This window comes from Dehalococcoidia bacterium (assembly GCA_035310145.1).
In the GTDB taxonomy this organism is placed as follows: domain Bacteria; phylum Chloroflexota; class Dehalococcoidia; order CAUJGQ01; family CAUJGQ01; genus CALFMN01.
The window spans coordinates 18,443-38,759 of the sequence record DATGEL010000006.1 but is presented as its reverse complement, the minus strand read 5'-3'; the positions used below and the strand labels follow the sequence as shown (position 1 = coordinate 38,759).

General features: G+C 69.0%; 23 protein-coding genes. 14 read left to right on the top strand and 9 right to left on the bottom strand.

Going from position 1 to position 20,317, the window contains the following annotated elements; genetic code table 11:
* Positions 1–18 precede the first annotated feature (18 nt).
* Entirely contained in the window at positions 19–558 is a 540-nt protein-coding gene (locus VKV26_01155; protein HLZ68495.1) for a hypothetical protein, read from the bottom strand.
* A gap of 124 nt (positions 559–682) precedes the next feature.
* Between VKV26_01155 and VKV26_01150 the strand changes: the two genes are divergently transcribed.
* Positions 683–856, top strand: coding sequence for a hypothetical protein (locus VKV26_01150; protein ID HLZ68494.1), 174 nt, complete (start codon positions 683–685; stop codon positions 854–856).
* Positions 857–871: 15 nt separating this feature from the next.
* On the opposite strand, the gene VKV26_01145 is transcribed toward VKV26_01150, so the two are convergent.
* Complete coding sequence (locus tag VKV26_01145) at positions 872–1,765, bottom strand: LLM class F420-dependent oxidoreductase (protein ID HLZ68493.1); 894 nt, start codon at positions 1,763–1,765, stop codon at positions 872–874.
* 211 nt (positions 1,766–1,976) lie between these two features.
* Between VKV26_01145 and VKV26_01140 the strand changes: the two genes are divergently transcribed.
* Positions 1,977–2,156, top strand: coding sequence for a hypothetical protein (locus VKV26_01140; protein ID HLZ68492.1), 180 nt, complete (start codon positions 1,977–1,979; stop codon positions 2,154–2,156).
* A 195-nt stretch (positions 2,157–2,351) separates the two neighbouring features.
* Here VKV26_01140 and VKV26_01135 read toward each other — a convergent pair whose 3' ends face one another.
* The 4 genes from VKV26_01135 to VKV26_01120 form a co-directional block, all read right to left on the bottom strand.
* Positions 2,352–3,542, bottom strand: coding sequence for a homogentisate 1,2-dioxygenase (locus VKV26_01135; GenBank protein HLZ68491.1), 1,191 nt, complete (start codon positions 3,540–3,542; stop codon positions 2,352–2,354).
* 435 nt (positions 3,543–3,977) lie between these two features.
* Positions 3,978–4,118, bottom strand: coding sequence for a LuxR C-terminal-related transcriptional regulator (locus VKV26_01130; protein ID HLZ68490.1), 141 nt, complete (start codon positions 4,116–4,118; stop codon positions 3,978–3,980).
* Between the two features lie 12 nt (positions 4,119–4,130).
* Positions 4,131–4,310, bottom strand: a complete 180-nt coding sequence (locus VKV26_01125; GenBank protein HLZ68489.1) for a hypothetical protein — start codon at positions 4,308–4,310, stop codon at positions 4,131–4,133.
* Positions 4,311–4,420: 110 nt separating this feature from the next.
* Positions 4,421–4,687, bottom strand: a complete 267-nt coding sequence (locus tag VKV26_01120) for an alpha/beta hydrolase (protein ID HLZ68488.1) — start codon at positions 4,685–4,687, stop codon at positions 4,421–4,423.
* Positions 4,688–4,922: 235 nt separating this feature from the next.
* On the opposite strand from VKV26_01120, the gene VKV26_01115 reads away from it, so the two are divergent.
* Complete coding sequence (locus VKV26_01115; GenBank protein ID HLZ68487.1) at positions 4,923–5,183, top strand: hypothetical protein; 261 nt, start codon at positions 4,923–4,925, stop codon at positions 5,181–5,183.
* A complete protein-coding gene (locus VKV26_01110; protein HLZ68486.1) occupies positions 5,176–5,784 on the top strand; it encodes a hypothetical protein in 609 nt (202 codons plus the stop codon). Before VKV26_01115 ends, VKV26_01110 begins: the two co-directional genes overlap by 8 nt.
* Positions 5,785–5,796: 12 nt before the next feature.
* On the opposite strand, the gene VKV26_01105 is transcribed toward VKV26_01110, so the two are convergent.
* The 3 genes from VKV26_01105 to VKV26_01095 all read right to left on the bottom strand — a co-directional run bounded on the left by VKV26_01105 (position 5,797) and on the right by VKV26_01095 (position 9,825).
* A complete protein-coding gene (locus VKV26_01105; protein ID HLZ68485.1) occupies positions 5,797–7,710 on the bottom strand; it encodes a hypothetical protein in 1,914 nt (637 codons plus the stop codon).
* A gap of 157 nt (positions 7,711–7,867) precedes the next feature.
* Entirely contained in the window at positions 7,868–8,479 is a 612-nt protein-coding gene (locus VKV26_01100) for a GNAT family protein (protein ID HLZ68484.1), read from the bottom strand.
* A 149-nt stretch (positions 8,480–8,628) separates the two neighbouring features.
* Positions 8,629–9,825 carry an aminotransferase class V-fold PLP-dependent enzyme gene (locus VKV26_01095; GenBank protein ID HLZ68483.1) on the bottom strand — a complete coding sequence of 399 codons (1,197 nt, stop codon included), beginning with the start codon at positions 9,823–9,825 and terminating at the stop codon, positions 8,629–8,631.
* A 227-nt stretch (positions 9,826–10,052) separates the two neighbouring features.
* Here VKV26_01095 and VKV26_01090 point away from each other — a divergent pair, with 227 nt between their 5' ends.
* From VKV26_01090 to VKV26_01045, 10 genes are all read left to right on the top strand, one after another.
* Positions 10,053–10,388 (top strand): antibiotic biosynthesis monooxygenase, encoded by a 336-nt coding sequence (locus VKV26_01090; protein HLZ68482.1) that lies wholly within the window; start codon positions 10,053–10,055, stop codon positions 10,386–10,388.
* Complete coding sequence (locus VKV26_01085; GenBank protein ID HLZ68481.1) at positions 10,389–10,742, top strand: hypothetical protein; 354 nt, start codon at positions 10,389–10,391, stop codon at positions 10,740–10,742.
* Positions 10,743–11,029: 287 nt separating this feature from the next.
* Positions 11,030–12,631: a thiamine pyrophosphate-binding protein gene (locus VKV26_01080; GenBank protein ID HLZ68480.1), complete on the top strand. Its 1,602-nt coding sequence runs from the start codon at positions 11,030–11,032 to the stop codon at positions 12,629–12,631.
* A gap of 165 nt (positions 12,632–12,796) precedes the next feature.
* Entirely contained in the window at positions 12,797–13,477 is a 681-nt protein-coding gene (locus tag VKV26_01075; protein ID HLZ68479.1) for a redox-sensing transcriptional repressor Rex, read from the top strand.
* A 152-nt stretch (positions 13,478–13,629) separates the two neighbouring features.
* On the top strand, positions 13,630–16,341 hold the full coding sequence (locus VKV26_01070) for a valine--tRNA ligase (GenBank protein ID HLZ68478.1): 2,712 nt from the start codon (positions 13,630–13,632) through the stop codon (positions 16,339–16,341).
* A gap of 7 nt (positions 16,342–16,348) precedes the next feature.
* Positions 16,349–16,789, top strand: a complete 441-nt coding sequence (locus VKV26_01065; protein ID HLZ68477.1) for a MarR family transcriptional regulator — start codon at positions 16,349–16,351, stop codon at positions 16,787–16,789.
* A 436-nt stretch (positions 16,790–17,225) separates the two neighbouring features.
* Positions 17,226–17,597: an NADH-quinone oxidoreductase subunit A gene (locus VKV26_01060; protein HLZ68476.1), complete on the top strand. Its 372-nt coding sequence runs from the start codon at positions 17,226–17,228 to the stop codon at positions 17,595–17,597.
* Positions 17,588–18,259: an NADH-quinone oxidoreductase subunit B family protein gene (locus VKV26_01055; protein HLZ68475.1), complete on the top strand. Its 672-nt coding sequence runs from the start codon at positions 17,588–17,590 to the stop codon at positions 18,257–18,259. Before VKV26_01060 ends, VKV26_01055 begins: the two co-directional genes overlap by 10 nt.
* A gap of 155 nt (positions 18,260–18,414) precedes the next feature.
* Positions 18,415–18,948 (top strand): NADH-quinone oxidoreductase subunit C, encoded by a 534-nt coding sequence (locus tag VKV26_01050; protein ID HLZ68474.1) that lies wholly within the window; start codon positions 18,415–18,417, stop codon positions 18,946–18,948.
* A 174-nt stretch (positions 18,949–19,122) separates the two neighbouring features.
* On the top strand, positions 19,123–20,244 hold the full coding sequence (locus tag VKV26_01045) for an NADH-quinone oxidoreductase subunit D (GenBank protein ID HLZ68473.1): 1,122 nt from the start codon (positions 19,123–19,125) through the stop codon (positions 20,242–20,244).
* Positions 20,245–20,317: the final 73 nt, after the last annotated feature.

Below are 20,317 nucleotides of genomic sequence, written 5' to 3'. Positions count from 1 at the left end.
ACCTGCCGGGCCGGCAGGTCAATCGCTCGCTCGCGTAGGGGACGGGCGCCGCCGCGCCGTGCCGCGCAGCAGCCAGAGCGTGGCAACGGCGGCGACGGCGATCGTGATGCCGGCGACGATCAGCTGGCTCAGCGCCCGCCGCCAGGGGTGGGACTGATAGACGACCTGGGCGCCGGCGGTGAGCTTGCGCAGCGCCTCGTCGTGGCCCAGGGCGCCGCGGCCGTCCCACTCCACGGTCACGCTCTGGCCGGTTTGCGTTTCGTTGAACGCCTTCTCGGTCGCGTTGATCAGCTCGTTGCCGTGGCCGGTGTCCACCGTCAGCACGTATTGCTCGTCGGCGTTCTCACCGGTTTGCACGATGCGTTCGTGGCCGACGAGCGTGCCGCTTACCACGCGCGAGGGGCCGAGCACCTGCCAGAGGTCGAGTGCCGCGTTGCCCACGATCGCGCCGGCGTTGATCGCGATCAGCAGCAGGATCGCCGGCAGCTTCAGCCGCGACCAGAGCGAGCGGCGCGGCGCCGGCAGCGTCCGTGTGGCCGTGGAATGAACCGAGGACATCTCCGCCTCCGCTGCGCCTTCACCATCGTACACGGGGGCCATGCCAGGCAAGCGCCGGGCAGCGGCGGCTACGCTACGATGAGCGCGGCCGCCGCGATCACGCGACACGGCCGCGGAGGAGGCGATGAGCATCGATCGCGAAGTGCACGCCGTGGTGCTGGACCTGATCCGGCGCTTGCTGGATCGCCACCCGCGCACGCCGGCGGAAGAAGAGTATCTGAACATGTTGCAAAGCATTGCCGCCGACTACGAGCGCGACTTCCCCGCCTACGGGCCGCAGGACGAGGAGCGCGAGTAGCCGGCGCCGCGCCGTTCAGCCGCGCGCTTGCGCCAGCACCGACTCCATCACGCGTTCCATCGTCTCCCGCGCCGTCTCGACCGAGCGCACGCCCATGTCGAAGGCCAGGTGCGAGACGCCCGCGGCGCGGTAGGCCGCGACCTCCTCGCGCAGCGCCTGCTCGTTGCCCGGCGCGAAGCGCAGCGGAATGCGCGCGGCCAGCGTCAGGGCGTCCGGGTCGCGGCCCGCCTCCCTGGCGTAGTGCTGCACGCGGGCGAACTGCGCCGCAACCTGCTGAGGGCTGACGTTCGCGCCCAGCCAGCCGTCGCAGAGCTGCCCGCCGCGGCGGAAGGCGGGTTCGCTGTGGCCGCCGCCCCAGATCGGCGGGCGCGGCTGTTGCAACGGCTTCGGCGCGAAGCCGACGTCGTCCAGGCGGTAGAACGTGCCGCTGAAGCTCGTGTCCTCGGCGCTCCAGAGCTGCTTAATCAGCGCCAGGTACTCGTTGGTGCGGCCGCCGCGGTGCGCGAAGGGCACGTCGAGCGCGGCGAACTCTTCGGCCATCCAGCCCGTGCCGATGCCGAGGATCAGCCGCCCGCCAGAGACAAAGTCGAGCGTCGCCAGCTCCTTGGCCTGCACTACCGGGTTGCGGTAGGGGATGATCAGCACCGCCGTGCCCAACCGCACGCGCTCGGTGCAGCCGGCGACGAAGAGCAGGGTGGCGATCGGGTCGAGGAAGGGCGCGTCGGGCCGGAAGGGAAACTCGCCGGACTCGTTGTAGGGGTAGCGCGACTCCAGCCGCTTCGGCACGATCACGTGGTCGCTGACCCAGAGCGAGTCGAAGCCCGTGGCCTCGGCCGCCTGGGCGAAACCGCTCAGCACCTCGCGCGAGGCGCTGCGGCCGAGATGGGGCAGGTGCAGGCCGAACTGCATCGGGGCGCTCCTGCGCGGGCGGATGGGCAGATTGCTCCGATCATGGCGCGGCGGCGCGGAGTGTCAAGCTATGGTGCCGCGCGCCCGACGTGGCGCGAGTAGCGGATGTCACGGCCGGCAGCGCCGCCCGGTTGTGACGCCGCCGCTGCTGCCGGCCGCGTCCTGCTATCCTGATCGCGCACCGCTGGCAGGGCGGGCGCGGGCGTGAGGCGTGCGCGAATCGATCGTCGAGACGCTGATCTTAGCGCTGGGCGTCATGGCCGTGCTGGGGTTGCTGCGCTTCAAGTTTGCGCTGCGCTTCTGGCGGCGGGTGCGCCGCTTCGGCTACCTCTACGTCGGGCTGGTCGTGGTGCTGGCCGCGCTCTCCCTCTTCTTCGGCGTGCGGCTCTAGGCGGCCCTCATCCTCACTTCGTTTCTACGACCCCTCTCCTTCTCCCAATTCTGGAGAGAAGGAGAGGGGCGATCCTGGGTTGCAGCGATCCAGAGGGCGGCGGGTTAGCAGGCAAGCGTAGGGGCGCACCGCGGGCGGCCTTCGCGGCGCGGCCGCGACTCACGGCGCGTTGCTTCTCCCTCTATTCCCTGCTCCCTAACCCCTCGGCCCTACGCCCTGCTCCCGCGGCAGCCAGGCCATCGGATAGGCCGGGTCGTCGAAGGTGCGGGCGGCCTGGGTCAGCGTCAGCGGGCGGAAGGTGTCCAGCATCACGGCGATCTCGTCGGTCTCGGTGTGGCCGATCGAGGCTTCCAGGCCGCCGGGCTTGGGGCCGTGCGGAATGCCGCTGGGGTGCAGCGAGATCGAGGCGACTTCCACCGCCTTGCGCCCCAGCATCTGGCCGTTGACGAAGTACAGGACTTCGTCGCTGTCGATGTTGCTGTGGTTGTAGGGCGAGGGGATCGACTGCGGATGGTAGTCGATCTTGCGCGGCAGGAAGTTGCAGACCACGGCGCCCGGAATCTGGAAGACCTGGTGCACGGGCGGCGGCTGGTGGATGCGGCCGGTGATCGGCTCGAAGTCCGCGATGTTGAGCGCGTAGGGATAGAGACAGCCGTCCCAACCGACCACGTCGAACGGGTGCTCGGCGTAGACGTAGCTCGTGACCTTCGTGCCCGTCTTGACGCGCACCTCGTACTCGCCGCGCTCGTCGTAGGTCTCGATCTCGGCCGGCGGGCGCAGGTCGCGCTCACAGTAGGGCGCCCACTCCAGGAACTGGCCGTACTCGTTCAGGTAGCGTTTCGGCGGCTCGATGTAGCCCGCGGCCTCGATCAAGACCAGCCGCTGGTCATACTCGGTGCCGGGCCTGGGCTGCAACTGGTAGGTCGTGTTGTGCGGCACGACGAGGTAGTCGCCGGGGCGGTAGTCGATGCGGCCGAAGGCGGTGGCCAGCGTGCCGCTGCCCTCATGCACGAAGTACAGCTCGTTGGCGTAGGCGTTGCGGAAGAAGTAGGCCATCGGCCCGGCCGGGCGCAGGATGCTGAAGGCCACGTCCTGGTTGAAGAAGAGTGTCTTGCGGCCGGAGATCGCATCGCCCTCCGGCTCGGCCAGCAGCGTGCGGAAGAGGTGATGGCGGTGCAGGTCGTCGTCCCAGACCTCGCGCGGCATGGGCGGCTGCGCCTGCATCGCCTGCACGGCGGTGGGCGGGTGCAGGCGGTAGACGAGCGTGCTGGCACCGGCGAAACCCTCGGAGCCGAGCAGCTCCTCGTGGTAGAGCGAGCCGTCGGCTTTGCGGAACTGGGTATGGCGCTTGTGCGGCATCGGGCCGCGGGCAACGTAGTACGGCATCTCGGCTGCGCTCCCTCGCTGAAGACGGCAGGCGGCCCGGGCAGCGCCGCCCCGCTCGCCCACAGTGTACGCCCGCGAGCAAGCGCGCCGGTCAGGCGCTCGCCGAGGCGGATCAGCGCCATGCCGATCCGGGCGCCGAGGGCACGGCGGGCGGGAGCTGATGTTCGACGTTGCGACGGTTGCTCGGCTTCCGCTGCGGCATGCCACACAGGGCCGCACCAGCCCAGCAGATCGAGTTCCTGCAGCTTGCAGTCCAGCAGCATATCGTTGGTTGGCGACGGCAGCATCATCTCTCTCCTTGCGGGCCGTTACTCATTGCCCGCAAGCCGATGATGCGCCGCCGACGCAGGCCCGCCATCCCGGATCACCCTCAGCCTCGCTGAGGGAAGGGATGCAGTTCGCTCGCCAGCGGATGAGGGTGAGTATGCAGATCGACTACCGAGCTGCGGCGTGACTCAGATCGCCGCGTAGCGCGTAGGCGATCGCATCGACGCGGCCGCGGGCGCCGATCTTGGCGTACAGATTGGCGATGTGGCGCTCGGCCGTCGCCACCGACACGGCCAGTTCGGCGGCGATCTCCTTGTTGCTCTAGCCGGCCGCGAGCAGCCGCAGCACCTGCGTCTCGCGCTGCGTCAGGCCGGTCGCGCCGTTCGGCAGTCCGTCTGCGGGCGGCACGGCAACCGCGTGGAGGGTGGGCGGTGCGGCGTCGGGGGCCGGTTCACCGAGGAAGTCGAGGATCGCGCCCAGGATCGCGTCGCTGTCACCCACACAGGGAAAGTGTGCCTCGCCTTCCAGCGGGAGAAGGCGCGCATTGGGCACCGTGGCAGCCAGTCGCCGGCCGCGCTCGAATGGAATCGCCAGGTCGTCTCACCGGTGAATCACAAGCGCCGGCACTGTTCCAATCCCAATCGATCGATCACTGCCTCGCAGCACGCCAACTCGGCCGCCAGCGAGAAGTCGGTGCGATCGTGGTCAGAAAGTCCGCAGCCCCGGCGATCGTATGTGATGTACGTGAATCGCTGCGCGAGCGCCTCGACAAACGCACGATTAGGTGGAAACTCCCAGGCCACTTCGAGGTGGCTGGTTCCCGCCGGCGGCACGACCAGCGGCGGGCCACTGCCCACGGTGGAGTAGGCGATGCGCACGCCGTCCCGCGTGCCTCAGAAGCGAATCTCCTGCTCCATGGCCGTCTTCCCGCCGTGGCAAAAGCCTTGCTTTAGCGAGAATATACGCCGCAGCGAAGGGCGATCACTGAGCGCTGCAGATTCGATTCGGGGGCGCACCGAACAGATGCCCGGTGCGCGGTTCGTTGCGCCTGTGCGGCGGGCCACGAAGTGAGCCGAACCGTTCTCGCTGTCGCGGGTGTACAATGCAGTCCAGGTGAACGAGAACGAACGCGGATCGTCTGCCAAAGATGCACTGCTTGCTCGCTTCCTGGGCAACGCGCTCGAGCACGACCAGGAAGATGTAGAATACTGGCGCAATGCCAGCGATGAGCAACGCGGGCGAACATTGTATCGGCTCCTGCTCGAGGGCAGGCGCATCAGCGCAGCAGTACCGAACACGATCGCGCAATACGAGGACTCGGTGCGGCTCATTCTGAATCAGGACAACACGTTCGCGATCATCACTTATGAATGAGCTACTTCCCACGGAAATCATCGCGATTCATAGCGCATTCGAAAGAAACGGCATCCCGCATGCCTTTGGTGGTGCAATCGCACTCGCGTACGCCGGCATCCCGCGCTACACGCACGATATCGATGTGAATATTGCGTTGCCACAAGAGCAAGCGGCGCGCGTACTGGACAGCCTTTCGCCTGTCTTTCTCATCCGCGACCGAGAGAAGGCCGAGCGCGATCTGCGAACCATCGCCCAGACCCGGCTGCGCTGGGGCGATCTGCCGGTCGATTTGTTCTTCGCCAATACGCCGTTCCATGCATCTCTGGCAACCAGAACTCGGGAGGTTGATTACGTAGGATCGGCGATCCCCGTCATCTCCGCCGCCGACCTGGTTGTTTGCAAGGCGTTGTTCAACCGCCCGAAGGATTGGATAGACATCGAGAACGTCTTCAAGGTGGATGAGCACCTGGAGACGAGCTACATCCTGTACTGGCTCAACGAGTTTCGTGAACCTGACGATAATCGTATCCGCCGCATCGACGGTTTTATCAGGCAGTACCAGCACAGCAGCGGGGCGGCGCCGTCACGGGGATTGGACGAGGAGTGCAGCGCACGGTAATGCTCACTGGCGTCACGTGCCCGCGCCGCCGCGGCAGCCGGCGGCGGCGGGCGGCAGGCTGAAGGGGTGCAGTGAGCCGTCGTCCGCGCGCTGCAGCCACCAGAGCCGGCTGTTGAGCACGCGCAGCGTCGAGGCGATCGCGCTGCCGGGAATGTTTGTGCTCTGCCATGCCGAAGCGCCGGGGCAGAGGCCGAGCCAGCCGTCGCCGGCCTGCGTCTGCGCCAGCAGCGAGCCGTCCGGCAGGATCTGCAGGCCGCGGTACTGCGCCGGCAGGCTCGGGTCGGCGTCGGGCAGCGGCGGCAGTGTCACCGAGCCGAAGCTCTGGCCGCCGTCGTGTGTGACCTGCAGCGGGAAGTCGGCGCGCCCGGCGAGCAGCAAGGCGTCCATGGGCGAGAGCGGCGCCAGCTCGTTCAGGTCGCAGGCGTTGACCGTGGCGGGCGCGGCGGGCGGCTGGAAGCTCGCGCCGCCGTCCGTCGAGTAGAACAAAGCCTGCACGCGCTCGTTCATGGCGCACGAGCCGATTGCGTTCGGCCCGGCGCCGAAGCGCAGGCACGGCCCCTCGCCCGCGCAGTTCAGCGCGACCGCCTGCCAGGAGCCGTCGTCCATGGCCTCTTCGACCGCGAGCGCCGGCGGGCTGTCCGGCTCGGTGGGCATCGCGAACAGCGCCTGCACCGCGCCGTTCACCACCTGGAAGCCGCCGAACTGCTTCGCCTCGTAGCCGTCGGGCGCGGGCACGAGTTGCCAACTCTGGCCGGCGTCGGTGCTCTCGAAGGGCAGGAAAAAGATCGGCGGGGCGCCGAACTCGGCCAGCGCGGCGGGGAACGCGGCATAGATCAGGCTCGACCGCCCGGCGGGCAGCACGAGCTGCGTGCAGGCCGCGCCGCCGTCCTGGCCGAACAACTGGAAACCGTTTGCGGCGGCCGCGTCGCCGGCGCTGGCGATCGAAAGCGGATTCCACGAGACGCCGCCGTCGCGTGAGAGTTGCACGTCGCCCGGCTCGCAGAAGGCCAGGCGGCCGGCGTTGCCCGGATCGGTGGCGAAGGCCGGGTCGAGCAGGTTCTCGCTGCGCTCGATGCGCAGCGGCTGCGGGGCGCCGAGATCGCTCCAGGCGGGCGGCGCCTGCACGTCCAGTTCCGCCGAAGCGACGTCGATATTGCCGCCGGCAGTCCCCGCGTGCAGCGCCAGCGTGTGCGCTCCCGGCGCCAGTACTCCGAGATCGGGCAACGCAAGCGGCAGCCGAAACGCGTCGCTGAAGGAGCCGTCCGGCGCCTGCGCGAGCGGTCGCAGGACGGCCGCCGCGCCGTCGATCGTCAGCGAGTAGGCGAAGGCGTTGCCACCGCCCAGCGTTGCCAGCGGCGCCACGCCGCTCACGCTCACGAACTGCCCGGGCGTCGCCGGGTTCGGCGTGAGGCTGAGCGAGCCGCAGGCGACGGGCGGGCAGCCGGTCGGTGTCGCATCGGCGAGCGTGAAGGTGGCGGAGGCGTCCGGGCCGCGCGTGGCGCAGCCGCCGGCAAGGCTGCCGCCCGGCGGCGTCAGGCACTGCAGGCCGACCGTGTAGTCGCCCGCGGCAAGGTCGTGCGGGCCGTCCGCGGTGAGCCAGGGCGCCTGCGGCACGGTGAAGCTCAGGCCGAAGCCGCCCGGCGTCGTGTCCGACCACTGCACCGGCACGGCGAGCGCCGCGAGCCCGCCGGGACAGCCGTCCCAGCAGAGATCGACGTGGCCGCTGGCCGCGTTCGGCCTCGCACCGGCGGCAACGCCGGGGTAGACGCCGCTGATCTGTACGATGGCGCCGGGTGGGCCGGACGCCGGATCGAGCGTGATCGAGACTGCCGGCGAACCGGCCTGCGCGGAAAGCTGCCTGCCGCCGCCCGCGGCGAGCACGAGCGCCAGGGCAAGGGCGAAAGCAATCGATCGGCCGAGCTTCATCGTGTTCTCACAACTGGTTGTTGAGGCAAGCGGCGGGTTGCGCCTCTACCAGAGATGACGCGCCGGCAGGCACGGAGGTTGCAGGGAAGACTCCAGGCGGCGTGGCGATTGCGCGGCCGGTTGCACGCGTGCACCGTCGCAACGGCCGCCGTTCGATCTACGATCCGTTCCCGGGTTCCTGCGGCGCGTGCAGGCGGCGCTCCAGCACCGGGCTCTGGAACTCGGCCGCGAGCGCTTCCATATAAATCGTGTCGTAGCGCCGCTGGCCAAGGCGGTAGGCCCCATGGCGCCGGCCGATCCGGCGGAAGCCGGCCTTCTCGTAGGCGCGCACGCCGCGCGGGTTCGTTTCGTAGACGGTGAGCAGCACGTTGTGCAGACCGAGCACGTGAAAGGCGTAGTCCAGCACCAGCCGCGTCGCCTCCGTGCCGTAGCCGCGGTTCCAGCAGGACGGCTCGCCGATCAGGATGCCGAAGGTCGCCGTGCCATGTTTGAAGTTGATCTCGCGCAGGTCGGTGTTGCCGATCGGGCGGCCGCTCGCCCGCTCATAGATCGCGAAGGCAGCGCCGGTCTCGCTGCCGGCTGCCGTCTGCTCGAACCAGCGCTCCTCGGCCTCGCGCGTGTAGATGCCGGGGGCGCCGAGCGTGCGCGTAGCCTCCAGGTTGTTCATCCAGCGCGTCCACAGCTCGACCTGATCGCGCCGCCGCGGCCCGAGCGCAACCAGCTCGCCCTCGACCGTGTAGATCGGCTGCTGCGCGGCTGGTTCTGGCACCGTTCCTCCTCAAAGCAGCCGGATCGCGAACGCCGGCGCGGGCGCCAGCCGTGCGTATCGTAGCACGCCCCCGGGCACCGTCCGGGCGTTCACGGGGACGGCGCTGTCTCCCGTGTGCGACGGGGCAGGCGCTCCGCCGGGGCCCGTTCTCACCGGACCCGCGGCAGCAGCTCGGCCAGCGCCGCGAGCAGGGCGTCGATCTCGGCGCGTGTGGTGTAGCCCTGGGCAGAGACGCGGATGAAGTCGCGGTCCTGCCAGCGGATCACCGGGATCTCGATGCGGTAGTCGTCGCGCAGGCGCTGGGCCAGCGCGGCGCCGTTGCAGGGCGGCAGCGGCGCAGTCACCATCTGGGAGAACCAGTCGGGGCTGTCGGCCGAGAGCGGTGGCAGGCCGGTCAGCTCGGTCAGCGCCGTACGGGCGTAGCGCACCAGCTCGTGGCACTCGGCGCGCACGCGCGGCCAGTCGCGCTCGGCCTGGTAGGCGATCGCGGCCGGCACGCTGAGATAGGCGGAGTAGTCGCGTGTGCCCTGCCGCTCCTGCTCATCGATGAAGGCCGAAGGGCCGGGGTCGCGCGCCTGCCAGCCCCAGCCCACCATCAGCGGCTCGATCAGCGGCTGCAGGTCGCGGCGGGCGTAGAGAAAGCCGGCGCCGGGCGGCGCACAGAGCCACTTGTGGCAGTTGCCGCCGTAGAAGTCGGCGCCGAGCGCCTGCAGATCGAGCGGAATCTGGCCGACGGCGTGCGCCCCGTCGATTACCGACCAGATGCCGGCGTCGCGGGCGCGGGCGATCAGCGGCGCGATCGGCAGCCGCAGGGCGCTGAAGGAGGTGATATGGCTGAGAAAGAGCACGCGCGTGCGCGGTGTGACGCCGGACCAGACCGCCTCGACCACGGCATCGGCATCCTCGAACTGCGCCGGCAGCGGCCGCACCACGCACCGCGCGCCGCGCTTCGCGCAGATAAAGCGCCAGGTCCGATCGAGGGCGCCGTACTCATGGTCCGTGGTCAGCACCTCGTCGCCCGCGGCCAGCGGCAGCGAGCGGGCCACCACGTTCAGCGCCGTGGTCACGTTGGGGTGGTAGACGACTTCATCGGCGCCGGCGCCGAGATACGCCGCCAGCGCGCCGCGCGCCTCGGCCAGCAGGCCGCCGATCCGCCGGCTCAGAAAGGCGACCGGCTGGCGCTCCATTTCGGCCTGCCACTGCTGATACCGCGCGAACACTGGCCGCGCCCGCGCGCCGTGGGAGCCGTGGTTGAGGAAGATCCACTCCGGGTCGAGCACGAACTCACGGCGCAGCACTCGGTGCCGCGCCTCGGCCGCTTCGTCGTATGCTGCGTGAACCGGCATCGCACCGTCCATTCCCGCCGCTGCCCGTACCGGCGCCGCAGAAGTTCCGCCCTGCATTTTCGGTCTTCACGGCGGCCGGGGTGAAGATCGTACCGGCGTGCGGCGAGGGCGAGCAGCCGGCCGCGGGCGGCGCTTGACAGGGTGTCGCGCTCTCGTATGCTACGGCTACGCCGGCGGCGCGCTGGCCGGCGCCGGCAGCGGGAGTTCATGCCGCAAAGGAGTCCGCGATGCCGTTCGTGCGGATCACGCTGACCCATCCCCGCTCGGAGGTGAAGGCCGAGGTCGAAGCGCACTTCCGCGACCTGATCGCCACCACCGCGAAGCTGCCGGGCTTCATCGCCGGCTACGTGCTGGTCTCGCCGAACCTTTCGGGTGAAGTGGGTCGGGTGACGTTCTGGGAGTCGCACGAACACGCCAACCGCGCGGCCAACGACCCGCACGTGATGGCGGTGCAGGCCGAGGTCAAGTTCGACGACTCCGGCGAGCAACTGGACTGGGACCTCGACTCGCCCTTCTTCATCGGCTCGGGTTCGGGCGCGACGGTGTCGAGCGCGGGCTCGTAGGTGTTGGCGGGACTGGAGCCGGGCTCGACGCACAGCGAAGTCGAAGCGCTGACCGACCTGACGGAGCTTGCCGCCGGCTTCCCGATCGACGGCCTCTGGGCACTGGTGGCGCTGCTGGAGCACGCGGCGCGCAAGTGGATGACGGCGTTCATGGAGCCGGGCGAGCAGTCCGTCGGCGCCCGCGTCACGATCGCGCGCGCCACACCGCAACCCGCCGCGGACGTGGTCACCACGACCGCGACGCTGCGCGAGCTACGCGGCCGGCGCTACATCTTCGACGTCGAGCTGCGCAATGTGGCCGGCGAACTCATCGCCCGCGGCACGAACGAGCGGGCGGTGATCGGCGTCGCGTGAGGGGAGGAGTGGCGGGGCGGCCCTCATTCTCAGTTCGTTTCTACGACCCCTCTCCTTCTCCCAATCCTGGAGAGAAGGAGAGGGCGATCCTGGGGAGGAAGTTTCAGCGTGGGGTCGGGTTAGCAGCGCACCGCGTGCGCCCCTACGGCCGATCAGAAGCCCCCGCCTTCAGCCCCAAAGCTTCGTACTGAGATCTCCCCTTCCCATAGAATTGGGGGAAGGGGCAGGGGGATGGGGGCCACGGGTGGCCGGCGACACTTCGCAGGGAGGTATCCAGCGTGGCGCAGATGACGGGCGGCAAGGCAGTGGTGCAGGCGCTGAAGGCGGCGGGGGTCGATACCGTCTTCGGCATCATCTCGGTGCACGCGCTGCCGATCTACGACGCGCTCACCCAGGAGCCGGGCATCCGCCTGATCGTGCCGCGCCACGAACAGGGCGCCGCCTTCATGGCCGATGGCTACGCCCGCACCACGGGCAAGGTCGGTGTCTACTTCACCAGCACCGGGCCGGGCGCCTTCAACAGCGCCTGCGCCGTGCACGAGGCCTGGGTCGCCTCCTCGCCCACGCTGCAGATCACCGGCAACATCGAGTCCGCATACCTTGATCAGGGCAAGGGCTTTCTGCACGAGAACAAGCACCAGCGCGGCGTTTTCGACGAGCTGGGCGCGCAGACGCAGCGGGCGCTGAGCGTGGCCGAGATCCCCTACGCGATCCACGACGCCTTCACGCGGCTGCGCAACCAGCGCCCGCGGCCGGAGTTCATCGAGATCCCGATCGACGTGCAGTACGCGACGGGCGAGGCGGAGATCACGGCGCCCGGCCCGGCGCAGCGCCCGCAGCCGGACCCGCAGGCGATCCGGCGCGCGGCCGAGCTGCTGGCCGGCGCGAAGCAGCCCGCGATCTGGGCGGGCGGCGGCGTTAACCGCGCCGGCGCAAACGCCGCGCTCAAGCGGGTGGCCGAAGCGCTCGGCGCGCCGGTGGTGATGACGACGGCCGGCCGCGGCGCCCTCTCGGACGAGCACCCGCTGGCGATCGGCGGCTGGACCGGCGACCGCGACGTGAAGGCATATCTTGCCGAATGCGACGCGCTGCTCGTCGTCGGCAGCCGCATGGGCGGGCAGATGACCGGGAACTGGTCGCAGAAGCTGCCGGAAACGCTCGTGCAGGTCGATATCGACCCGGAGGAGATCGGCCGCAACTATCCCGCCGCGGTCGGCATCGTCGCCGATGCGCCGGCCGCCTTGAACGCGCTGGCAGACACGCTCGAACGGAGCGGCCACAAGCCCTCCGGCGAAGGCGCGGCGGCGGCGAAGCGGCTGCGCGAAGGCGCCCGCGCCAACGTGCAGAAGCGCATGGCGCCGTTGGTGCGGCTGCTGGACCCGATCCGCGAGACGATCGCCCGCGACGCGATCCTCGTCACCGACGCGACGATCATGGGGTACTTCGGCGCCAACAATTACTTTCCGCTCTACGAGCCGCGCACGCACGTGGGGCCGCAGTCGGTGGCGATCGGGCCGGGGCTGCCGTTCGGCATCGGCGCGCAGGCGGGCAACCCCGGCCGGCAGGTGGTGGTCTTCGCCGGCGACGGCGGCTTCATGCTCACGGCCACGGAGCTGGCGACGGCGGCGCAGTTCGGCATTCCGGTGAAGGTGCTGCTGTTCAACAACGGCGGCTACGGCATTCTGCGGCGCATGCAGCAGCAGCAGTTCGAGAGCCGGCACATCGGCGTGGAGCTGCGCGAGCCGAACTTTGTGCAACTGGCCGAGTCGCTGGGCGTGCGCGGCCTGCGCGTGGAGCGGCCCGAAGAGCTGGCGCCCGTGCTCAAGACGGCGCTGGGCATCGACGGCCCCGTGCTGGTGGACGTGGAGCTGCCCGCGGACCTGAGCTGAGCCGAACGGCACCGATCAGCCTGATGGGGGTGATTCGGATTGCCCGCCGCGGCAGCGGGTGACATTGCCGTAATCTGCGCGTTTCTCGCAAAGTGACGCGGATTCCATAACGGCGTTGCGAGGCCGTTGCGCCTTCCTTGATCGAGGGTAGGGCGGCTGCTACGCTTGTGGTCACAAGCACAATCTTGTGCCCGCGAGCGGTCCATGCCGATCGAAATACCCGAGGTCGTGATCGAGCGCCTGCCCGTTTACGCACGTGCGCTCAGCGAACTGCTCGGCCGCGGGCGCGAGGTCGTCAGCTCGCAGGAGCTCGGCACCGAGCTCGGCGTCACCCCGGCGCAGATTCGCAAAGACCTCAGCTACTTCGGCCGCTTCGGCAAACAGGGGCGCGGCTACAACGTGCGCCGTCTGCTGGAGGAGCTGCGCCAGATCCTGGGGCTGGAGCGGCAGTGGTCGCTGGCGCTGGTGGGCGTGGGCCGGCTGGGCCGCGCGATTCTCTCCTACGGCGGCTTCTTCCCGCAGGGCTTTCATATCGTCGAGGCGTTCGACTCCGATCCCAAGGCCGTGGGCCGGCGCGTCGGCTCGCTCCTGATCAAAGACGTCTCCGTGCTGGAAGAGACGTTGCAGCAAACGCACGTGGACATCGGCATCGTGGCCGTGCCCGCCGAGCACGCGCAGACCGTGATCGACACCCTGGTCGCCACCGGCGTGCTCGCCATCCTCAACTACGCGCCGATCGCCGCCCGCACCCCAGCCGGCGTGCACATCCGCCACATCGATCCGGTGCTCGCGCTGCAGAGCATGACCTACTACCTCAAGGCGCACGAGTTCGCGGCGGCGAAGTAGCCGGGGCCACCTCTCCCCTGGAACCCTCGACCCAGGATCGCCCCGCTCCTTCTCTCAGGATTGGGAGAAGCAGTGGGCCGCCGTTTCGTTGACCGCGTTTCCGAACGGCCCGTACCATGATTACACAGGTTGCTCAACAACTGGAGTCAACGATGGCCACGCAGACGGCACGGATGCAACGCGGCGGCGAAATGCCCCGAGCGTACGATCCGCGCGCCGTAGAGGGCCGCATCTACGAGTTCTGGGAGGCGAACGGCTACTTCATCCCTGGCCTGCCGCCGGAGGAATGGCGCCATGGCGAGGGCGGGCCGCAGCCGTTCACGATCATCATGCCGCCGCCCAACGTCACCGGCGAGCTGCACCTCGGCCACGCGCTCACCGCCGCGATCGAGGATGGGCTGATTCGCTGGCACCGCATGCTGGGCGACCCCACGCTCTGGCTGCCCGGCACCGACCACGCCGGCATCGCTACGCAGATGGTGGTCGAGCGCGAGCTGGCCAAAGAGGGGTTGACGCGCCAGGATCTCGGCCGCGAGGCGTTCGTCGAGCGTGTGTGGATGTGGGTGCGCAAGACACGCCGCCGCATCGACGACCAGCACCGCCGCCTCGGCGCCTCCTGCGACTGGTCGCGCAACCGCTTCACGATGGACGAGACGCCGCAGCTCGCGGTGCGCACCACGTTCAAGCGGCTCTACGACGACGGCCTGATCTACCGCGGCACGCGCATCATCAACTGGTGCCCGCGCTGCCAGACGGCGCTCTCCGACCTCGAAGTCGACCACCAGGAACACGAGGGCTTCCTCTATCACGTCAAGTACCCGCTGATCGATGCCGGCGGCGCAGAGACCGGCCGCTTCGTGCAGATGGCGACTACGCGCCCGGAGACGATCGTGGGCGACACCGCCGTAGCCGTGAACCCGGAGGACGAGCGCTGGCAGGACATGATCGGGCAGCGGGCGCGGCTGCCGATCATCGGCCGCGAGATCCCGATCATCGCCGACAGCGAGGTCGATCCGGCCTTCGGCACCGGCGCGGTGAAGGTCACGCCCGGACACGACCCGACCGACTATGAGATCGGCCTGCGCCACGGCCTGCCGATCATCAACGTGATGAACCCCGACGCGACGATGAACGCCGAGGCCGGGCCGTACAACGGCCTCGATCGCTACGAGGCACGTCGCCGCATCATCGAGGACTTCGACAACGCCGGCCTGCTGGTCAGGATCGAGCCCTACACGACTTCGATCGGCCACTGCGACCGCTGCGACACCGTGGTCGAGCCGATCGTCAGCCCGCAGTGGTATGTGAAGACGAAACCGCTGGCCGAGCCGGCGATCGCGGCGGTGAAAGAGGGCCGCATCCGCATCGTGCCGGAGCGCTTCGAGAAGGTCTATCTCAACTGGATGGAGAACATCCGCGACTGGTGCATCTCGCGGCAGTTGTGGTGGGGCCACCGCATCCCCGTCTGGTACTGCGACGCCTGCGACGAGGTGATTGTCTCGGTCGAGACGCCGGCGAGCTGCCCGCGGTGCGGCGGCGCGCTGCGCCAGGACGAGGACGTGCTCGATACCTGGTTCAGCTCCGGCCTGTGGACGCACAGCACATTGGGCTGGCCGAAGCAGACACGCGACCTGGAGACGTTCTATCCGACCAGCGTGATGGAGACGGGCTGGGACATCCTCTTCTTCTGGGTGGCCCGCATGATCATGCTCGGCCTCTACAACATGGGCCGCGAGCCGTTCGACACCATCTACCTGCACGGCATGGTGCGCGACGAAAACAGCGAGAAGATGAGCAAGACCAAGGGGAACGTGGTCGATCCCCTGCTCATGGTGGACGAGTTCGGCGCCGACGCGCTGCGCTACTCGCTGGTCACCGCCGGCTCGGCGGGCAACGACCTGCGCTTCTCGCGCGAGCGCATCGAGGCCGCCCAGCACTTCTGCAACAAGCTCTGGAACGCCGCTCGCTTCGTGATCCAGAAGCTGGGCGGCGAGCGGACCGCCGCGCCCGACCCGGCCGCGCGCGCGTCGCTGCCGCTGGAGGACCGCTGGATCCTCAGCCGGCTCGATGGGCTGACGGCGGAGGTCAACCAGTACCTCGGCAGCTTCCAGCTCGGCGAAGCGGCGCGGCGCATCTATGACTTCTTATGGAACGAATACTGCGACTGGTACATCGAGGCGGCCAAAGTCCGGCTGAACGCGGGCGACGCCTCGCCGCTGCCGGTGCTGGCGCACGTCCTGGCGGGCGGGCTCAAGCTGCTGCACCCCTTTGCGCCGTTCGTGACGGAGGAGATCTGGCAGAACCTGCTCCCCGACCTGCCGGCCGGCGAGTCCCCGGCGCTGATCGTTGCACCCTACCCGCTGCCAACCGGCGCCTGGCACGACGACGAGGCCGAGCGCACGATGGAGGCGCTGATCGAGGCCGTGCGCGCGATTCGCAACCTGCGCGCCGAGAAGAAGATCGACCCGACACGCTGGGTGGAGGCGCTGATCGGCGCGGAGAGCGATGCGCTGCGCCACGCCTTCTCCGCCCGCGCCGCCGTGGCGGAGACGCTGGCCCGCGCCCGGCCGCTGCTGATGGTGCACCCCGGCGACCTGCCCGCGGCCAACGTGGCGCGCTCGGTGCTGGAGTGGGGCAGCGTGGTGCTGTCGCTTGCGGGCCTGGTGGATACCGAGGCCGAGCGGGCGCGGCTAAGCAAGGAGCTGGCCGGCGAAGAGGCGAACGTGGCGCGGATCGAAGCGCAGTTGCCGAAGATGCGCGGCCGCGCGCCGCAGCAGGTGATCGCGAAGATGGAATTGGGGCTGGCCGCGTCGCGGGCGAAGACCGCGGCCCTGCGCGCCAGTCTCGACGCATTGGAGCCGTGAGCCGCGTATGAGTGAGCCGCAATCGGATCCCCGTCCTGCCGAGGTCGAAGAGTTCAGCAAGGCCGACTACGAGGCGCTCGCCCGCTTCCGCTACGGACTGCGTCTCTACTTCCGCTTCAGCGAGCGCAACGTGCGCCTGGTCGGCCTGACGCCGCAGCAGTATCAACTGATGCTGGCGATCAAGGGCTTCCCGGAGCGCGAGTGGGCGACGGTGACGGAGCTGGCTGAACGGCTGCAGTCCTCGCACAACAGTGTCGTCGGCCTGATCGACCGCAGCGAGGCGAACGGGATGGTGCAGCGCCGCCCGCACGCGACCGACCGCCGCGCCGTGGCCGTCTACTTGACGCAGAAGGGTGAAGAGACGCTGGGGGGGCTCGTCACCACCCACCGCCAGGAGCTGGAGCGGCTGGCCGGGATGATCGTCTTGCCGCCGCTGCGCCACCCCTAGCGCTGAGCGGAGCTATCGGCCCCCATCCCCCAACCCCTTCCCCCAATCCTGGGGGAAGGGGAGATCTATTGCGGAAGGGTTGAGGCTGAAGGCGGGGCGCAGCAGATCCCCCGCCCCGGTCCCAAGCTCCCCTCTCCACGCCGTGGAGAGGGGCAGGGGGTGAGGCCACGCGGCCGGCGCGGCCAAGCATGCCCGGTAGCCCGGCGCCGTCCCGGAACTTCCTGCCACCGATCGCCCCTCTCCCTCTCTCCAGTATTGGGAGAGGGAGAGGGGTAAGGGGGTGAGGGTGAGGGCCGGCGGGCGGGCGATTGCGATTGACTTCACGAATGAGCCGGTGCTAGTGTGCGGATAGGCGAGGGGTGCTTGCTGGTGTGTGCATCGCTTGCCTGCCGCTTGTCAGCCTGACAAGAGAGCAGTGCCTAGAGGTGCGGCGGCCGTGAATGGGGTCTTCGACACCTGGGGCGCGGTGCTGATCGCCACGATCGTCGGCGCCTTCCTGATCGTCACCGCGCTGATCGGCAACCTGCTGCTGGCGCCCAAGGCGCCGAGCCGCGCCAAGGGCACCGCCTACGAGTGCGGCATGCTGCCCATCGGCCGCGCCGTGGGCAACCTCCACATCCGCTACTACCTCTTCGCGATCCTGTTCCTCATTTTCGACGTGGAAACCGTGTTCCTCTTCCCGTGGGCGGTGGTCTTCCGCAGCAAGCTGTTCGGGGCGCAGGCCTTCTGGGAGATGGTCGTGTTCCTCGGGATCCTCTTCGCGGGCCTTGCCTACGCCTGGAAGAAGGGGGTTTTGTCATGGAAGTAGAGACACTCGAACCGCGCGGCTCCGCCGTGGCGACCACGACCTCGCCCGCCGCACCCGAGGCGCCGCCGGCGCCGGTCGCCCCGCGCGAGCCGGCCGCACCGCAAACGCCGGCCGTTCCGGGCTACCGCCCGGACTTCTCGCCGGAGCAGAAGCGGCTGGAGCCGCTGGAAGTGGTGAGCGGCAAGGCGGCGTATCGATCCGTGCTGCCGGGCATCCTGCAGGTGCCGGCCGACGCGGTCTTCGCCCTCTGCCGCAAGTCCTCGCTCTGGCCGATGACCTTCGGCCTCGCCTGCTGCGCGATCGAGATGATCGCGACGTACATGTCCGACCACGACCTTGACCGCTTCGGCATCGTGCCCTGGCCCAGCCCGCGCCAGTCGGACGTGATGATCGTGGCCGGCACCGTGACGAAGAAGATGGCCCCGGCCGTAAAGCTGCTCTACGAGCAGATGCCCAACCCCAAGTGGGTGATCAGCATGGGCGCCTGCGCGACGAACGGCGGGCCGTACACGCAGTACGACCGCGTGCTGCAGGGTGTGGACAAGATCATCCCCGTCGATATCTACGTGCCGGGCTGCCCGCCGCGGCCGGAAGCGCTGATCGACGGCTTCATCGCCCTGCAGAAAAAGATTATGACCGACCGCTCCAGCGTCGGGAAGTAGGGCGGGATAAGACAGGACGGCAGCAGTTGCGGGGGAGCCGAGGCTCCCCTGTTGCATCGAAGCGGACAACCCGCCGGCAGGCAGAGCAAAGACCCGCCGCAGCGGCGCACGTCCCAGGATACCGCCGGCCGCGGCAAGCGGGAGCGAAACAGGCGATGACCACCGAAGGAAGCGAAGGCGCCGCCCCGGCAGCGCCGGCCGCGGCGCCGGCGGAAGACCCCGTCGCCCGGCTGTTCAGCGATCTCTTCCCCAGCCTGGTGCGCGACGCCGGCACGAACGCGGCCGGCGAGACGACGTTCAGCGTGCCGCGCGAGGAGGTCGGCTTCCTGCTGCGCCAGGCGCGCGAGAAGCCGGAACTGGGCTTCGACTTCCTGCGCTGTCTCACCGGCATCGACCAGGAGGCGCAGGGCATCGAGATCGTCTACTCGCTGCTCTCCTACAAGAACCGGCACACGGTGCATATCAAGACGCTGCTGCCGCCGGACGACCCCAGCGTCGCCTCGATCACGCCGATCTGGTGCGGCGCCGACTGGCACGAGCGCGAGACGGCCGAGATGTTCGGCGTGACCTTCACCGGCCACCCGAACCCGAAGCACCTACTGCTGGACGACGACATGGAGATTCACCCGCTGCTCAAGGCGCACCCGCTGGCGCCGATCGAGCTGAAGCAGGGGTACCAGACGTTTTAGCCGGCCGTCGGCCCTCATCCCCCGGCCCCTCTCCCAATCCTGGGCGAGGGAGAGATCACGGCGCGGGGCTGCTCGGCTGAAGGCGCAGCGATTGTGCCCCCCTCGCCCAGGATTGGGAGAGGGGCCGGGGGTGAGGGCCGAAGCCGGCGGTGAGGCCACGCGAGAGGCAGTCAGATGAGCATGCTTGAGCAAGAGTTCGAGACGGTCTCGATCGACATCAACATGGGGCCGCAGCACCCCAGTACGCACGGCGTCTTCCGCATGGTGCTTTCGGTGGACGGCGAGCTGATCGTCGATGTCGAGCCGGTGATCGGCTACATGCACCGCGGCGGCGAAAAGCTCTCCGAAACGCTCGACTATCGCCAGGGGATCGGCATCCAGGACCGCACCGACTATTTGGGCAACTTCAACTGCGAGCACTGCTACGTGATGGCGGCCGAGAAGCTGGCCGGCATCGTGCCGCCCGAGCGCGCCGAGTACATCCGCATCATCTGCACCGAGCTGAACCGCGTCGCCTCGCACATGATGTTCATGGGCGCCTTCGGCACCGACGTGGGCGTGTTCGGCACCACCTTTACCTACGCCTTCCGCGACCGCGAGGATATTCAGCGCTTCTTCGAAGAGCTGACCGGCGAGCGGATCATGTACAACTACTTCCGCGTCGGCGGCGTCGCCTGGGAGGTGCAGAACGGCTTCGAGCAGAAGTGCCGGGCGCTGATCCGGCGGCTGCGCCAGGGCATCGCCGACATCAACGGCCTGCTGACCGAGAACGAGGTCTTCGTCGCCCGCTGCAAGGACGTAGGCGTGATCAGCGCGGAGAAGGCGATCGAGTACGGCCTCACCGGGCCGATGCTGCGCGCCTCCGGCGTCAGCTACGACATCCGCCGCGACGAGCCCTACTCGATCTACGACCGCTTCCAGTTCGACGTGCCGGTGGGCACCAACGGCGACTGCTACGACCGCTATCTCGTGCGGCTGGAAGAGATGCGCCAGTCGCTGCGCATCGTGGAGCAGGCGCTGGAGCAGATGCAGACGGGTCCGATCATGCCGGAGAAGATGCCGCGCATGCTGCGCATTCCGCCCTCGGAGTGCTACATGCGGACGGAAAACCCGCGCGGCGAGTACGGCATCTATCTCGTCTCCAAGGGCGGCAACAAGCCGTACCGCATCAAGATGCGCTCGCCCTCGTTCAGCAACCTGATGGCGCTGCGCGAGATGGTGATCGGCGAGTACGTTGCCGACGCGGTGATCATCCTCGGCTCGACCGACATCGTGCTCTGCGAAGTCGATCGGTAAGCGTCTCACGGAAGCGCCGGCTTCGGCGGCCTGCCGGTGCCAGGCGGGCCAAAACGGCGATGCGCTTCGCTGG